The following is a 15883-nucleotide window of genomic DNA, read 5'->3' as shown; positions in this document are numbered from 1 at the left end:
TATTTTCAAGGAGATAGACCATGTCCTCCCAATCCCACCGTAAACCGCTCGATTTTCTCTGGTTCATACCGACGTCGGGCGACGGCGCTTATCTCGGCTCCAACGATCTCGCCCGCCCCGCCGATCCCGCCTATCTCAAGGAGATCGCGGTGGCCGCAGACCGGCTCGGCTATTCCGGCGTGCTGATCCCCACCGGAGTCGCCTGTGAAGAATCCTTCATCGTGGCGGCAGCCCTCGCCCCGGTCACCGAACGGCTGAAATTCCTGGTCGCGATACGTCCGGGCGTCGCCTCTCCGGCCTATTACGCGCGGCTCGCCTCGACGCTCGACCGGGTATCCAACGGTCGTTTGCTGCTCAATATCGTCGTGGGCGGCAGCGCGCAGGAACTGGCCGGCGACGGCATCTTCCTGCCGCATGACGAACGCTATGACCACGCCGTCGAATTCTTCAAGGTGTTCAACGAACTGCTCGCCACGGGCCGCTCGACGCTGGACGGGAAATATATCAAGGCGATCGACGCCCAGCTCGGCTTTCCACCGATCCAGGATCCGCGTCCGCCCCTCTATTTCGGCGGTTCATCGGATGCGGCGATCGACTTCTCCGCCGAGCATACCGACAAATATCTGACCTGGGGCGAAACCCCGGCGCAGGTCGGCGAGAAGATCGAGCGTGTGCGCAAGGCCGCGGCCCGGCGCGGCCGCAAGGTGACGTTCGGCATTCGCCTGCATTTCATCGTTCGCGAAACCGATGAGGAAGCCTGGGCCGCGGCCGATCGGCTGATCTCGCGCCTGCCTGACGACGCCGTCAACGAAGCGCGCGAACGCTTCACCAAACAGTCCGATTCCGTCGGCCAGACCCGGATGTGGGAGCTGCATGGCGGCCGTCGCGACAAGCTGGAAGTCTCCCCCAATCTCTGGGCCGGCATCGGTCTGGTGCGCTCGGGCGCCGGCACCGCGCTGGTCGGTTCTCCGCAGACGGTGGCCGCCCGCCTTCGCGAATATCAGGATATCGGCATCGATACGGTGATCGCTTCGGGCTATCCGCATCTGGAAGAGGCCTATCGGGTGTCGGAGCTGCTTTTCCCCGAGATCGGGATCGACACGCCGCATCATCGGCTGAAGACATCCTTCGGCCAGGCGCAGGTCTTCGGCGGCGGCGGTCATGGCGGCAATATCCGCCTCGCATCCGGTTCTTAATTCCGAAGACGCGGCGCAAGACGCAACTCTTGCGCCCGTCCCCTCTGACGAGAAGGAGAGAGAAGATGGCCCTGACGGAAACCCTGGCTTCCCCGCGCCGCGCGGTGGTCGAGACATCACCGAAGCCTGCAGCCGCTCTGCCCACGTTTTCGGCGTTCCTGCCCTATCTCCTGCCTGTGGCCGTGGTGGCTGTCTGGCAAATTCTGTCCTCCATGGGCGTGATATCGACCAGAATCATGCCCTCGCCCGTGGATGTCGTGAAGGCGTTCTGGGCGACGACGCTTTCGGGCGACCTGCCGCATGACATCGCCGTCAGCGCCGCACGCGCCGTCGCCGGCCTCCTCGTCGGCGGATCGATCGGCTTTCTGCTGGGCATTCTCAACGGCGTGTCCAAGCTCTCCGAGCAATTGACCGATACGACATTGCAGATGCTGAGGACCATTCCCCATCTCGCCATGATCCCGCTGGTGATCCTGTGGTTCGGCATCGGCGAGGAATCGAAGCTCTTCCTCACCTCGCTGGGCGTGCTCTTCCCCGTCTATCTCAACACCTATCATGGCGTACGCAACGTCGATCGGGATCTGATCGAAATGGGCCGCGTCTACGGGATGCGCGGTTTCACATTGTTCCGCAACGTCATCTTTCCGGGCGCCCTGCCGTCGATCTTCGTCGGGTTACGCTACGCGCTCGGCATCATGTGGCTGACGCTGATCGTGTCCGAGACCATCGCCGCGTCTTCCGGCATCGGACATATGGCCAATGAGGCGCGGGAGTTCATGATGACGGATATCGTCGTGCTCGCCCTCGTCATCTATGCGCTGCTGGGCAAACTCGCCGATATCGCAGTGCGCTTTCTCGAACGGACGGTTCTGTCGTGGAACCCGGCCTATCAACGATAAGGAGGCGGAGATGATCGCCCTTCATTCCAATAGTCGCATACCGGACCAACCGACGTCGCTTGCAGCCTCTACGGCGGCCAGCCTGAGGCTGAACGGCGTCGAGAAGACCTTCGGATCCAACCGTGTCCTGCGCGGCGTCGATCTCGACATCGATCCGGGTTCCTTCGTCGCGATCATAGGCAAGAGCGGCTGCGGCAAGAGCACGCTGCTGCGCATCCTGATGGGGCTGGAGGAGCCGAGCGCCGGCCGGATGGAGTTCGTCGACCATGCCGGCGAAACGGTTTCGCCAAACGCGCGCATCGTCTTCCAGGAGCCGCGTCTTCTTCCGTGGCGGACGGTGCTGGAAAATGTGATCGTCGGCCTCGGCGCAAACACCGGCGCCGACGGCGCCGAACTCATGGCGCTTCAGGCGCTCAAGGCGGTGCAATTATCGGAAAAGGCCGGTGACTGGCCGTCTCGACTGTCCGGCGGCCAGCGTCAGCGCGTGGCGCTCGCCCGCGCCCTGGTCAGTCATCCCGGCTTTCTTGCGCTCGACGAACCGCTCGGCGCCCTCGACGCGCTGACCCGCATCTCCATGCAGCAGTTGCTCGGTCGCGTCTGGCGCGAACAGGGTTTCACCGCCGTCCTCGTCACGCATGATGTCGCCGAGGCCGTCTATCTCGCCGATCGCGTCATCGTTCTCGAGGACGGGTACATCAAGAGGGACGTCAAGGTTCCTTTTCCGCATCCGCGCGCGCATGGCTCGCGGGATCTGGCCGAAATCGAAAGCGAGCTTCTGGCCGCCATTCTCGGACACAACTGAAGGAGAACAGGCATGATCATGATGAACGGATTCACCTTGGGCTTCTTCTTTCCCAAACAAGCGCGGCTCGTCAACGATCCCGCGGCGGCGCAAAAGCATGGGACGAAGGAGGAGACGCGACGCGAGGTCGAAATCACACCGAGCAACCCTGAAATCGAATATTCTCCGCTTCTGCATATCCACCGGCGTTTCTGAGACCCTGACGCCCCTACTCTGCCTTCTCGCAATGAACCGCCCCGGGTTCGCCGGAGACCGTTTGGTTTAAGTTATGCCGCCACGGCTGGCGCGTCCAGCATGGCATGGTATCGTTCTTCGGCCTCGGCTGGCGGGATATTCCCGATGGGTTCCAGAAGGCGTCGGTGGTTGAACCAATCGACCCATTCGAGCGTAGCGAACTCCACGGCTTCGAAGTTGCGCCATGGTCCTCGCCGATGGATGACCTCGGCCTTGTAAAGACCATTTATCGTTTCGGCGAGAGCATTGTCGTAACTGTCGCCAACACTTCCGACAGACGGCTCGATGCCCGCCTCTGCCAGTCGTTCGGAATAGCGAATGGACACATATTGCGAGCCGCGGTCGGAATGATGAACCAGCCCGCCAAGTTTGACGGGCCGTCTGTCGTGAAGCGCCTGCTCGAGGGCATCGAGCACAAAGCCCGCATGAGCGGTTCGACTTGCCCGCCAACCGACGATGCGGCGAGCGAAGGCGTCAATGACGAAGGCCACGTAAACGAAGCCTTGCCAGGTCGCGACATAGGTGAAATCGGACAACCACAGCATGTTCGGCGCTGGAGCCTTGAAGTGGCGATTGACGCGGTCGAGCGGACATGGGGCAGACCTGTCCGACACGGTGGTTTTGACGGGTTTGCCGCGAATTATGCCTTGAAGACCCATCATTTTCATGAGCCTTGCCACGGTGCAGCGAGCGACATCGAAGCCTTCTCGTTGCAACTGTCGCCAGACTTTCCGCACGCCATAGACCTGAAAGTTCTCATTGAACACCCGGCGTATCTCGATCTTCAGGGCCATGTCGCGCCGGGTGCGGACCGACAGGCGGTCCACATCCGTGCGCTTGGCAATGGCCTCATAGTAGGTAGACGGGGCAATCGGCAGCAGCCTGCAGATCGGCTCGACCCCGAGCACTGCGCGGTGTTCGTCGATGAAGGAAATCATCGCTTCAGTGGGCGGTCGAGCTCCGCCTGGGCAAAATACGCAGACGCTTTGCGCAAAATCTCGTTCGCCTGACGAAGCTCGCGGTTCTCCCGTTCCAAAGCCTTCATCTTCTCTGAGACATCGCTCGGCAGACCCGCTCGCTGACCGCTGTCCACCTCGGACTTCTTCACCCACTCATTCAGCGTGTGCGCAGAGCAGCCGATCTTGGCGGCTATCGAGCAGACCACCGCCCAACGGGAGGGATGTTCGGCTTCATGCTCCGCCACCATTCGAACGGCGCGGGCACGGACTTCAGGGGAGAATTTGTTTGTCGTCTTGCTTGTCATAGACCCTACTTCTCACGAGTTGGGGTCTCCGGCAAACCCGGGCCGGTTCATAACCGATCAGTTGAAGGCTGCAGCACTGCGAAGGTCGATGCGTTAAAGTTGGCCGACCGCCCGCTTGATGCGGGCGCGACCTATTGTTTCGGAAAGAAGATCCACGGTTTGTTGAAATTTCGGGTTAGATTTTGTACCGCCTCTCCAACTTGACGGGCAACAACAACCAAAATCAGCCTGCCGTTGCCCGCCCGGACGGCGTTCGATTTCGCTTAAACAGACGCCAAGTCACCACGAACAACAATGGAATGAAGAAGACACCGAGAAGTGTGGAGGCGATGGTGCCGCCCATAACCCCAATGCCGATTGAGTTCTGCGCCTTCGACCCTGGACCGCTGGCGATCGCGAGCGGCAGTACGCCGAGGATGAAAGCAAACGACGTCATCAGGATCGGCCGCAGCCGCTGCTTCGCTGCCTCGGCAGCCGCATGGAGAAGTTTGTCTCCGTCCCGGATGCGCTCGACGGCGAATTCGATGATCAGGATTGCATTCTTCGCCGCCAGTCCGATGGTGGTCAGCAGGCCGACCTTGAAATAGACGTCGTTGGACTGTCCGAACAGCGTTGCTGCAGCAAGCGCGCCAAACACCCCGATCGGAACCGACAGAAGAACCGCAAAAGGAATAGTCCAGCTTTCGTAAAGCGCGGCGAGCGCAAGAAACACGACCAGCACCGAGATGAGATAGAGTTCAAGCGCCGAATTGCCGGACGTTTCCTCCTGCGCAGAAAGGCCGGTCCAGGCGATCTGGTAGCCGGCGGGAAGCCCGTCGACGATCTTAACGACTTCCTGCATCGCCTCGCCGGAGCTGGCATTGTTCGCCGCTCCCTGGATCTGGACGGCGGAGAAGCCGTTATACCGCTCCAGTCTTGGAGATCCCTTCGTCCAGCGTCCCTTTGCAAAGGCGGAGAAGGACACCATTTCATCGTCAGAATTGCGGACATACCACTTTTCGAGGTCTTCCGGCTGCATGCGCGCCCGCGCGTCGCCCTGGATGTAAACCGGCTTGATCCGCCCATTATAGTTGAAGTCGTTGATATAGCTGCTGCCCCATGCGGCGGACAGCGTGCTGTCGATATCGGACAGATTAATGTTCAGCGCGCTTGCTTTCTCTTGGTCTATATCGACCACGAAGGCCGCGGCGTCCTCAAGACCGTTCTGTCGCGTATTGCTGAGCTTCGGATTGCCCCTCGCTTGCCGGAGGACTTCATCTCGAGCGGCGAGCAATTCGCTGCGGGGACGGTTTTCGGTGTCCTGAAGATAGAATTCGAAACCTGCCGAGTTGCCGAAGCCCTGGATCGCCGGCGGAGCCACGACGAACACGCTGCCGTCGCTGATGCCCGACAAGGCGCTCATGGCGCGTTTGGCGATCGATTGCGCGTCGGAGCCGGGAGCGATCCGCTCCTTGAAGTCCTTCAGGTTTAGGAAAATCTGCGCGACATTCTGGCCTTGTCCGGCAAAATTGAAACCGATACTGCCGAACGCGCCGACGACATTGTCCTTTTCCTTGGTCAGGAAATAATCGATCGTCTGATCCAGCACCTTGCGCGTCCGGTTGACTGTTGCGCCCGGCGGCAGCTGGATGCTGACAAGCAGGCGGCCCTGATCTTCCTGCGGCAGGAACGATGTCGGCAGCTTGACGAACAGCCAGCCGGCTGCCGCGCTGATGATCACGAACAAGACGCAGAACTCCAGCGCCCGCTTCAGGATCGCGCCGGTCGCTGCGCCATAACCGCGGGTCGTCCTCTCCATGATCCGTTCGAACCAACCAGCCAGGCCCCGCTTCGTCGCATGTGCGCGCGGCTTGAGAAGCGTCGCGCAAAGAGCGGGCGTGAAGACGAGCGCCACGGCGACGGATAGAACCATCGCTGACACGATGGTCACCGAGAACTGCCGATAGATGACGCCTACGGACCCGGGGAAAAACGCCATGGGCACGAAGACCGCCGACAAGACGGTGGCGATGCCGATCAGCGCGCCGCTGATCTGCCCCATGGACTTGATGGTCGCTGAGCGGGGGTCAAGTCCTTCTTCATCCATGATGCGCTCGACATTCTCCACCACGACGATAGCATCGTCGACCAGAAGGCCGATCGCCAGCACCATGGCGAATAGCGTCAGCGTGTTGATGGTGTAGCCGAACAGCGCCAGAACCCCAAACGTGCCCAGCAGCACCACGGGGACAGCGAGCGTCGGCACCAGCGTGGCGCGAAAATTGTGCAGGAAAACCAGCATGACGATGAAGACGAGAATGACCGCTTCCACCAGGGTCTTGCCGACATCCTCAAGGGACAGTCGCACGAAGGGCGTCGTGTCGTAGGGGTAGTAAATCTTCACATTCGCCGGCAGGCTGGATTCGAGCTTCGTCAGGGCGGCGCGAACATCGGCGGCGGTTTGCAGAGCATTGGCGTCGCTGGTCAACTGTATGCCGAGGCCGGCCGCATTGTTCTTGTTGTAGACCCCTGACGTCACATAGCTCTCGGCCCCGATCTCGACGCGCGCGACATCTCTCAGCCGGACGATCGCGCCTTCCTTATCGCTCTTGACGATGATGTTTCCGAATTGCTCGGGCGTCTGCAACTGGCTGCGGGCGGTGACAGTGGCGTTGAGCTGCTGCCCGTCGACCTGCGGCAGCGCGCCCAATTGTCCTGCAGAGACCTGGACATTCTGGTCTTCGATCGCGCTCTTCACGTCGCCGACCATGAGCTGATATTTGTCGAGCTTGTCCGGCTCCACCCAGATCCGCATCGCATAGCCGGAACCGAAAATCTGGGTGTCGCCCACGCCTTCGATGCGACGGATGGGATCGTTGACATTGCTGTCGATGAAATCCGCGAGATCCACAGGCCTCAGCGCATTGTCTTCGGAAACGAAGGACACGACCATGAAGAAGCCGGTGCCGGCTTTCGTCACCGTCAGCCCGTTCGACTGCACCGCCTGCGGCAATTGGCTGGTGATCAGCTGCACCTTGTTCTGAACCTGCACCTGGGCGATGTCGGGGCTGGCGTCAGACGTGAAGACCACCGACACCGAAGCCTGACCCGTGGATGTCGAGGTCGCAGTTATATAATCAAGATTGTCGATGCCGGTGAGACCTTGCTCGATCACCTTGGTGACGGAGTTCTCTACCGTCTGCGCATCGGCGCCGGGATAGGTCGCGGTGATCCGGATCGTTGTCGGGGCGACTTGGGGATATTGGGCGACCGCCAAAGTTGTTATCGCCAGCGCGCCGGCGAGCATGACGGAAATAGCGAGAACCCAGGCGAAGACAGGCCGATCTACAAAAAATCTGGACATGGCATTCAGCGCTGCGTGACGGCGACGGAGCCGGTTTCGGATTTGGCCGCAGAACCTGCAGCGGCGGAGAGATCACCGGTGGCCGGGTCGAGCTTGACCTCTTTGACCTCGACCGCATCTCCGGACCTCGCCCTCTGACCTCCTTCGACCACCAGCCTGTCGCCGGGGAAAGGCCTCCGGTGACGATCCAGGCATTGCCCTGCGACCGGGCCACGCCGAGCTTGCGTTCGACGATCTTGCCGTCCGCGCCAACGATTTTGGCAATCGCGTCGCCGGCCACATTGCGATCGATGGCGCGCTGGGGCGCGAGATAAGCGCTGTCGATTTGTCCGTCTTCTATGATGGCGCGCACATACATGCCCGGCAACAAAAGATGATCCGGGTTGGGAAATACGGCCCGAACGGTCACCGAGCCGGCCGTTTCGCTGATCGCAGCCTCTGCGAATTGCAGTTTTCCCTTCAGCTGGTAGCTCGATCCGTCCTCGAGCGTCAGGCGAACAGAGGTTTCGTCGGCGTGCTTCAGCTTGCCGCCGCGAACGGCTTGCCGCCAACGGAGCAGGTTCTCGCTCGGCTGGCTGATTTCGACATAAATCGGATCCAGTTGGCGGATCGTCGTCAAAGCCGTCGTCTGAGCCGATGTCACCAAGGCGCCGGCATTGACGGTGGAAGCGTCGGTCCGGCCATCGATCGGCGCGCGTATTTCGGTGTAGCCGAGATTGATGCGGGCGGATTTGATCGCCGCTTCTGCGGAGCCCACATCCGCTTTGGCCTGCGCCAAGGCCAGAAGCGCGTCTTCATAATCCTGGCTGGAGACCGCTCGCTCGTTGTTGAGGCGCTTCAGCCTCTCGGTTTTGGCCGCAGCATTGCGTTCAGCGGCCTGGGCCCGCGCCAAGGTCGCTTCTGCGCTCGCGAGCGCCGTCTGATATGTGTCGGGATCAATCCGGTAGAGAAGATCGCCTGCCTTGACGTCGGAACCCTCGGTGAACTCGCGCTTGACAATAAGGCCGGTGACCTGCGGTCTGATTTCAGCGGCGTTGAATGCAGCAATGCGCCCTCCGAATTCTGATGTGATCGTCACGGTCTGCGGCTGCATTGCGACAACAGATACGACGGTTGGTTTGCTTGCCGCAGCGGATTCCGGCTTTTTGTCTTCGGTGCAGCCGACTAGCAGCAAAGGCGCGATCGCGAGGCAGAGGATGGAGCGGGTCATGGTTGCCTTTCGTCTTGCGTCTGCAGGATTGTTGCGACGCAGCATGCTTTCATCCCTAGACAGACCCTGTCGCAGAAGTTTGCCAGCCTTCCGGCCAAATTGTATCAAAGTGTATGCTGGCGTCGTCTCAGGATGAATGCGACGACATTTTTTTACACTTTTCCGCGTGTCTTCAGTCGCAAGCGCTTGTATCTACGGGTCAAAGACGAGAGAAGTTTTATGTCCAGTCCTCACATCTTCGTGGTCGACGACAACCGGGACATCAGGGATCTGGTCGCCCGATACCTGACCGATCACGATTATCGGGTCACGCCGCTCGCGAATGGCGTCGAGTTCCGCAGGATGATGGACCGCGCCCAACCGGATCTCATTGTCCTCGACATAATGATGCCCGGCGAGGACGGCTTGAGCATCTGTCGGCAATTGCGGACGTCCTCTCAGGTGCCCGTGATCTTCCTGACGGCCATGGCGGAAGATGCAGACCGGATCATCGGCCTCGAACTCGGCGCCGACGACTATCTGGTCAAGCCATTCAATCCCCGTGAACTCCTCGCCCGAATTCGCGCCGTGCTCCGCCGCGGGGGCGCCCAGGCCCAGAGCTCGACCAATCGCGCCAAGCTTCTCCGCTTCGCCCATTGGCAGCTCGACATGGGGCGTCAGGAACTTCTCGGCGACGACGGGGTAAGTGTGCCGTTGAGCACCGCCGAATTTCGATTGCTCAAGGTTCTCACCGAACATGCGATGATCGTGCTCAGCCGGGAAAAGCTGCTGGATCTCACCATCGGGCGCAGCGCCGACCCGTTCGACCGCAGCATCGATAATCAGGTGAGCCGACTGAGGAAGAAAATCGAGATTGACCCGAAGAACCCGGTGATTATCAAGACCAATTGGGGCGGCGGCTATAGCCTGGCGGTGGATGTCGAGGTCCTGAAATGAGATGGTTTACGGCCAGCCTGACCCGGCAGCTGATCTCCTTGCTGTTGATGGCGCTGATCCTCGGGCAGGTCATCCCCTTCGCTCTTTCCTGGCAGGAGCGGAAAGTTGTCATTCGGGAAACCTCGCTGACGGAGTTTATCGGCCGGGCCGCCGCCTTGTCCCGCCTTGTCGACAAGGCGCCTGAACTCCGAGACAGTATCCTTGCCGCAAGCGCGACCAATTCCACTCGCTTCTGGTCATCCGACCACTCGCCAATGGACGCCGCAGCCTGGATGAATGAGGCCCAGAAGCGTTTCTATATGGGCTTGGGGGCGAGTGACGCCAATGGCGACCGGGAAAACGACAAGCGCCTTCTTTTGCATATCGCCGCGAACCTTGACGCTTCCGATCTTCGCTGGAGCGTCTTGACGTCGGAAGCCTGGGGAAAGCAGCCCGCGGCCAGTTACATCGAATTCGCCCAGAAGGACGGAATGGCGATCGTCACCCAACTGGCCGACGGGCGCTGGCTGAACGCGTTCTATTTCAAGCCTTTGAAAGGTGGCTTCTGGCGCCGCGATTCGATTTTGCCGACAGTGGCCACGGCGCTTGCGCTCTGCATCATCGGCGTCATTCTAGCGCGCGAAGTTGCAAGGCCGTTGAATGAGCTTGCAACGTCTGCGGAGGCGATCGGGCGCGGGGAAGCGGTCCAACTCAGCGAGGGGGCCGGCCCCACAGAGATCAGGCGGCTGAAGCAGGCTTTCAACAGCATGCAACTGCGCCTAACCCGCTACATCGAAGACCGCACCCGGATGCTCGCCGCCATCGGGCATGATTTGCGGACACCTCTGACCACCCTGAGACTGCGGGCGGAATTCCTTCCCGACGACGAGGCGCGGGAGAAGATCCTGGTCACCATTTCCGAGATGGAGGCCATGACCGCCGCAACGCTGGATTTCGCCAAGAGCGACGCGAGCGGCGAAGCGACGCGTCTCATGGATCTCGGCGCGCTCGTGGGCAGTCTTTGCGAGGATCTCGCCGAACTCGGCCATGACGTGACCTTCGAGGACGACGGCAAGTTGACATGCCGATGCCGCCCCGACGGATTGAAACGCGCGGTCCGCAACCTTGTCGAAAATGCGGTGCGCTATGCGGGGCATGCTCGAGTGAGCCTGCACGCTCCCGAGACGCTGATCGAGATCATCGTCGACGATGACGGCCCGGGAATACCCCATGATCAGATCGAGCAGGTCTTCCTGCCGTTCTATCGCCTTGAAAGCTCGCGAAACGCGGGGACTGGCGGCGTGGGTCTGGGATTATCCATTGCGCGCACGATCGCACGTCAACATGGCGGAGATGTTCTCATAGCGGCGAAAAAGCGCGGACTAACCGCCAAGATAGTTTTGCCTCGATCCCACTCAGCTTCCGCCTGAACGATTGTTGGTGAGACCATTATCCTAGTCAGGTAGATAAGCTGACGCGCCCTCGCTATAATTGCCTGCTCGCTCATTGTGCGGCGCCATTGCGAAAAGAGCACAAAAGTATCAATCGATAGGCCAGTCTTGAGCCTGAGATAAGGATGGATGGCGCTGAAAGCGGAGGGAATGGCGAGCTAATCTACGGGTGCATCAAAACCCATCGCCACAACCGCTCCATATTGGAGTAGCATGACTTAAACGGTATTGGCGAATTCAGGCGGCGTTTGCGTCAAATGCCGGCGGACCTTCAGTCGGACGTCGGTGTACTTACAAGAATCGCCGCCGCCTGATTAGCGGCTTCCAACGCGACGCGAATATCGCTTCCACGAGAGAGCTCAGCGGCGAGAACCCCGGTGAACTCGTCGCCCGCTCCATGCGTGCTCACTACTTTGACATTCATGGCCTCAAGGGAAAACTCCTCCCCTGCCCCGGTCGCGCAGGCGACGCCTTCGCCGCCCGCTGTGACGACGACGATCGGAAAAGTCTGCGCCAACAACCTTGCGGCGCCCAGCGCGCCCGCCAATGTGTCGACCACCGGCGTCTCGGCCAGTTGTTCGGCTTCGATGGCGTTGACGACCAGCACGTCCACCAGCTGCTCAAGGTCTTGAGACAGCGGGCGCGCAGGCGCCGCATTGAGGATGACACGACCACCCACAGCCTTCATTGCCCGCGCGGCAGAAACGTTTGCGTGATCGGGCACCTCGTTCTGCAAGACGAGAACGGCGCCCGGAGTGAAGACTTCACGCGCCGCATCGACGTCTGCCTGGCCGAGCGTCAGATTGCTGCCCGAGACGATCACCGCGCCGTAGTCGCCCTCGCTGTCGAAGATCGCGACGCTCATGCCGCTTCCGACGCCGTGGGCCCGCTTCACGAAACGGTGGTCGACATTGCGCTCAGCGAGGTTGTCGATGAGGGCGCGGCCGAAATCGTCATCGGCGACGGCGCCGATCATGTGCGAACGCACGCCAGCCTTTGCAGCGGAAACCGCCTGGTTTCCGCCCTTGCCGCCGCATTTCGGCCGCCAGCTGCTGCCCGTGACCGTCTCGCCTTTGCGCGGGCGCGCCGGGCCGTGCACCATGATGTCGTAATGCAGGCTGCCGAAAACGACGACGGAGGGCGTGTGCGTGGTCATGGAAACTTGTCCTTGCGTTTGGATGCGACGGCGGACATCGTCTTTTCGAGATTTCGCTCCGCCGCTTCATAATTTCTTTGCGCGACCGCCATGAACAGCGCGTCGAGAATGTTGAGTTGCGCAATGCGCGCGGCAGCGTTTTCGCCCATCAGGGGAGATCCCTGCGCCGTCGAACAGAGCACGATATCGGCGATCTGGGCCAGCGCCGAACCGCCGTAATTGGTGATGGCGATTGTCCGCGCGCTGCTTTTCCGCGCGAGTTGGATCGCATCGATCACCGCCGTGGTGTTGCCGGAATGGGAAAATCCGATAGCCACGTCGTCCGTTCCTAAAAGCGAGGCCGACATCAGCATCATATGCGAGTCATCCTGGACATTGGCGCGAACCCCGATCCTCAGGAATTTGTGCGCCACGTCGCGCGCGATCTGGGCGGATCCGCCCACGCCGTAAAAGTCAATCTGCCGAGCCTTCGCCAGGAGGTCGGCGGCCCGATCGAAGCCCTCGACGTCGAGAATGGAAAGCGTCTCCTCCAGCGCGTTGATTGAGGTGCGGAAAACCTTCTGGATGATTTCCCGGGTGCTGTCCTCCGCCGAGAGCTCCTGATGCATTTCCGCCGTCGGCAGCCTGATATAGCTGGACACGGCGGTGCGAAATTCACGATAGCCGCTGAAGCCCAGTTTCTTGGTGATCTTGACCACCATCGCTTCGGACACGCCGGCCTCCGCCGCCAGATCCTTGAGAGCGGTGTCCTCCGAGAAGTCTCTCAAGCCGAACACCGTCTCCACCACCCGCGCCTCGAGGGGGTGAGCTTCGGCATCATCATTCGGATGCGCGGGCCCACCGCCTTGAGGTCATCTGCTGAATTCATCCCCGTCCCCTTGTGACGCGATCGATCATCATCGCGACAAGGATAATAAGGCCGGTGGCGAGAAGTTGATAGAAGGCCTGGACGTTCATCAACGTCAATCCGTTGCGCATCGCGCCGAGAATGATCGCGCCCAGCAGCGTGCCGATCACGCTGCCCTTGCCTCCCATGAGGGACGCGCCGCCTATGGCCGCTGCGGCGATCGCATCGAGTTCCCAGAGATTTCCGAGGATCGGTTCGGCGGCGCCGAGACGGCCGATCAGGACCATCGAGGCGAGCGCGGCGAGAACGCCTGAAATGACATAGGCGGTGATCTTGGTGATCGCGATCGGCACGCCGGCGACATAAGCCGCCTCCTCATTGCCGCCGACGGCGAGCAGATATTCACCGAGCGGCGTCTTCTTCAGCAGGATCCAGGCGAGGAGCGCGACGATGGCCACCATGATGACCGAGTTCGGAATCCCGGCAACCGACCCGTTGAACAGCGTGCGGAATCCCTGGGGAACGCCGAGCACAGGATTGCCGCCCGTATAGATCAGCGCGATGGCGCGGTAGGTCGAGAGCGTGCCGAGCGTCACAATGAACGGCTGGAGACCGGCATAGGCGACGAGCACCCCATTGACCAGCCCGCACAACACGCCGATGCCGAGGCCGGCGAGGATCGCGAGCGGGATCGGAACGCCCGCAACCAGCAGCGTGGCCGTGACGACGGCGGCGATGGCCGCGGTCGGCCCGACCGAAAGGTCGATGCCCCGGATATGATCACCAGGGTCATTCCCAGCGCCAGGCAGGCGTTGATGCTGGATTGCTGGAGAATATTCAGCAGATTGCGTTGCGACAGGAAATCCGGCGCCAGAAACCCGAAGATCACCACGATGGCGACCAATCCGATCAGCGTGCCGGCGTCGCGCAACGACAGCGATCCGAGGAACCGGGATGATGACGCTGCAGCGTTCTGGGATATGTCTGACATGATGTAAAGTTCCTGTTATGCCGCGCCGACGCGGCTGCCGGTGTTGCCGACGGCATGGGAGACGATTGTTTCTTCGCTGAGTTGATCGCGGCCGAGTTCCGCCACGATCGCCCCGTCGCGCATCACGAGCACGCGGTCCGCCACCCTCATCACTTCCGGAAGTTCCGACGACACCACGATCATCGAATGTCCTTCCTTCGCGAGATCTTCGATCAGATGGTAGATTTCGGACTTCGCGCCGACATCGATGCCGCGGGTCGGTTCGTCGAACAGCAGGATGCGCGAGCCGGCCGCGAGCCAGCGGGCGATGATCGCCTTCTGCTGATTGCCGCCGCTGAACAGCTTGATCTGCCGATCGAGCAGGAACGGCCTGAGGTTGACGCGCTTGAGAAGGTTCTCGGCCGTCCGGTTGAGTTTGCGGTGATTGATGATGCCCGCCCGTGAGAAGCGCGCCATCGACGGCAGCGCCATGTTCGACGTCACCGACCGGCCGGGAATAATGCCTTCGCGCTTGCGCTCCTCGGGAAGCAGGCCGATCCCCGCGGCGATGGCCGCGCGTGGATTGGAAAGCGTCAGCGGCGCTCCGTCGACCGTCACTGACCCCGATGTCACCCTGTCGGCCCCGGAGATCGCCCGCAGGAGTTCGGTGCGGCCGGAGCCGACCAGGCCCGCCACCCCCAGGACTTCCCCTTGCGTAGGGTGAAGGACACATCCCGAACACGGTGCGTGGTGAGGTTTCGCGCCTCCAGGCAGACTGCGGCGGTGGCGTGCGAGTGATGTTCTTCCAATAGCAGTTCGCGGCCCACCATCATGGCGATGACATCGCGCTGCGCGGTCGTCCTGAGATCGACGCCCATGCCGACGACCTTGCCGTCGCGCATCACGGTCGCGCGCTCGCACACCCGGAAAACTTCGTCCATCTTATGCGAGACGTAGATGATCGAGACGCCGCTCGCAGCAAGCCGCACGATGACCTCGGCGAGCCGGTCGAACTCGCTGGGCGTCAGGCTCGATGTCGGCTCGTCCATCGCGATGATCTTGGCCTTGTCGAGCAGCGCGCGGGCGATCTCGACGACCTGGCGCTGCGCAACCTTCAACGTCGAAATGGGGGCGGCTGGATCGATCGTCGGATCGATCATGGCCAGCGCTTCGGCGGCGCGGCGTTCCTGCTCGCGGCGATCGACCAACAGACCGCCGAGGCGCTTCAGGGAGTGACCGAGGAACATGTTCTGGGCCACCGTCAGATGCGGCACCTGTTGCAGTTCCTGATGGATCATGGCGATGCCCGCCCGCCGGGCGTCTTCGGGCTTGCGGAGCGTCTGCACCACGCCATCGACCTTCACATCGCCTTCCGTCGGGCGGAAGACGCCCGAGAGGATGCGGAGCAGCGTGGACTTGCCCGCGCCATTCTCACCCAGCAAGGCATGGATTTCACCCGGGCGGACTTCGAAAGAGACGTCCGATAGCGCCCTGACGCCTGGAAACGCTTTCGAAATGCCTTCAAACGCCAGTCTTGCAGCAACCATGAAACTCAATCCTCCCAGTGTTTGGACGGTCGGCTGACACGCCGACCGT

10 protein-coding genes, 4 pseudogenes and 1 other annotated feature are annotated in these 15883 nt (G+C 61.3%); of the genes and pseudogenes, 6 read left to right on the top strand and 8 right to left on the bottom strand.

Features of this window, described 5'->3' with window-relative positions; translation table 11 throughout:
• The first annotated feature begins 20 nt into the window (after nucleotides 1-20).
• The 4 genes from ssuD (at nucleotide 21) to H2O14_RS21790 (ending at nucleotide 3092) form a co-directional block, all read left to right on the top strand.
• Complete coding sequence (ssuD, locus tag H2O14_RS21805; RefSeq protein ID WP_182829551.1) at nucleotides 21-1196, top strand: FMNH2-dependent alkanesulfonate monooxygenase; 1176 nt, start codon at nucleotides 21-23, stop codon at nucleotides 1194-1196.
• Between the two features lie 65 nt (nucleotides 1197-1261).
• Entirely contained in the window at nucleotides 1262-2095 is an 834-nt protein-coding gene (ssuC, locus tag H2O14_RS21800; RefSeq protein WP_182829550.1) for an aliphatic sulfonate ABC transporter permease SsuC, read from the top strand.
• Between the two features lie 10 nt (nucleotides 2096-2105).
• A complete protein-coding gene (locus H2O14_RS21795) occupies nucleotides 2106-2897 on the top strand; it encodes an ABC transporter ATP-binding protein (RefSeq protein ID WP_182829549.1) in 792 nt (263 codons plus the stop codon).
• A 12-nt stretch (nucleotides 2898-2909) separates the two neighbouring features.
• Nucleotides 2910-3092, top strand: a complete 183-nt coding sequence (locus tag H2O14_RS21790; protein WP_182829548.1) for a hypothetical protein — start codon at nucleotides 2910-2912, stop codon at nucleotides 3090-3092.
• Nucleotides 3093-3163: 71 nt separating this feature from the next.
• Here H2O14_RS21790 and H2O14_RS21785 read toward each other — a convergent pair.
• The 4 genes and pseudogenes from H2O14_RS21785 to H2O14_RS29595 form a co-directional block, all read right to left on the bottom strand.
• Nucleotides 3164-4395, bottom strand: a protein-coding gene (locus H2O14_RS21785) for an IS3 family transposase (protein ID WP_182828921.1) whose coding sequence is annotated in 2 segments (ribosomal slippage) — nucleotides 3164-4104 and nucleotides 4104-4395 — 1233 coding nt in all. Because the reading frame shifts where the segments join, the coding sequence is not laid out codon by codon here.
• Nucleotides 3995-4111 (bottom strand) — a sequence feature (AL1L pseudoknot). It overlaps the preceding gene by 117 nt.
• A 223-nt stretch (nucleotides 4396-4618) precedes the next feature.
• Entirely contained in the window at nucleotides 4619-7738 is a 3120-nt protein-coding gene (locus H2O14_RS21780) for an efflux RND transporter permease subunit (RefSeq protein WP_182829547.1), read from the bottom strand.
• 5 nt (nucleotides 7739-7743) lie between these two features.
• Nucleotides 7744-7890 carry a hypothetical protein gene (locus H2O14_RS26855; RefSeq protein ID WP_210275614.1) on the bottom strand — a complete coding sequence of 49 codons (147 nt, stop codon included), beginning with the start codon at nucleotides 7888-7890 and terminating at the stop codon, nucleotides 7744-7746.
• Between the two features lie 74 nt (nucleotides 7891-7964).
• Nucleotides 7965-8831: pseudogene (locus H2O14_RS29595) on the bottom strand (efflux RND transporter periplasmic adaptor subunit); the annotation flags it as partial.
• Nucleotides 8832-9167: 336 nt separating this feature from the next.
• On the opposite strand from H2O14_RS29595, the gene H2O14_RS21770 reads away from it, so the two are divergent.
• Nucleotides 9168-9884: a response regulator gene (locus H2O14_RS21770; RefSeq protein WP_182829546.1), complete on the top strand. Its 717-nt coding sequence runs from the start codon at nucleotides 9168-9170 to the stop codon at nucleotides 9882-9884.
• Nucleotides 9885-10354: 470 nt separating this feature from the next.
• The gene (locus H2O14_RS21765) at nucleotides 10355-11293 is read left to right on the top strand and encodes an ATP-binding protein (protein ID WP_246697710.1); all 939 of its coding nucleotides are present in this window, start codon (nucleotides 10355-10357) and stop codon (nucleotides 11291-11293) included.
• 292 nt (nucleotides 11294-11585) lie between these two features.
• On the opposite strand, the gene H2O14_RS21760 is transcribed toward H2O14_RS21765, so the two are convergent.
• The 4 genes and pseudogenes from H2O14_RS21760 to H2O14_RS21745 form a co-directional block, all read right to left on the bottom strand.
• Complete coding sequence (locus H2O14_RS21760) at nucleotides 11586-12470, bottom strand: ribokinase (protein WP_182829544.1); 885 nt, start codon at nucleotides 12468-12470, stop codon at nucleotides 11586-11588.
• Nucleotides 12467-13338, bottom strand: a pseudogene (locus H2O14_RS21755) (MurR/RpiR family transcriptional regulator). Before H2O14_RS21755 ends, H2O14_RS21760 begins: the two are co-directional and overlap by 4 nt.
• Nucleotides 13335-14308, bottom strand: a pseudogene (locus tag H2O14_RS21750) (ABC transporter permease). The pseudogenes H2O14_RS21755 and H2O14_RS21750 overlap by 4 nt, the downstream one beginning before the upstream one ends.
• Nucleotides 14309-14323: 15 nt before the next feature.
• A pseudogene (locus tag H2O14_RS21745) lies at nucleotides 14324-15834 on the bottom strand (sugar ABC transporter ATP-binding protein).
• Between the last annotated feature and the right edge of the window lie 49 nt (nucleotides 15835-15883).

It is taken from the genome of Rhizobium sp. G21 (assembly GCF_014158035.1).
GTDB lineage: Bacteria > Pseudomonadota > Alphaproteobacteria > Rhizobiales > Rhizobiaceae > Rhizobium_E.
This window is presented reverse-complemented; position numbering and strand designations above follow the sequence as displayed.

What these genes read in the sequence shown, in the direction of transcription:
- H2O14_RS21790 (WP_182829548.1), top strand. Translation starts at nt 2,910, where the DNA reads ATGATCATGATGAACGGATTCACCTTGGGCTTCTTCTTTCCCAAACAA.
- H2O14_RS21765 (WP_246697710.1), top strand. Translation starts at nt 10,355, where the DNA reads ATGGCGATCGTCACCCAACTGGCCGACGGGCGCTGGCTGAACGCGTTC.
- ssuD (WP_182829551.1), top strand. Translation starts at nt 21, where the DNA reads ATGTCCTCCCAATCCCACCGTAAACCGCTCGATTTTCTCTGGTTCATA.
- H2O14_RS21760 (WP_182829544.1), bottom strand. Translation starts at nt 12,470, where the DNA reads ATGACCACGCACACGCCCTCCGTCGTCGTTTTCGGCAGCCTGCATTAC.
- H2O14_RS21795 (WP_182829549.1), top strand. Translation starts at nt 2,106, where the DNA reads ATGATCGCCCTTCATTCCAATAGTCGCATACCGGACCAACCGACGTCG.
- H2O14_RS21780 (WP_182829547.1), bottom strand. Translation starts at nt 7,738, where the DNA reads ATGTCCAGATTTTTTGTAGATCGGCCTGTCTTCGCCTGGGTTCTCGCT.
- H2O14_RS21770 (WP_182829546.1), top strand. Translation starts at nt 9,168, where the DNA reads ATGTCCAGTCCTCACATCTTCGTGGTCGACGACAACCGGGACATCAGG.
- ssuC (WP_182829550.1), top strand. Translation starts at nt 1,262, where the DNA reads ATGGCCCTGACGGAAACCCTGGCTTCCCCGCGCCGCGCGGTGGTCGAG.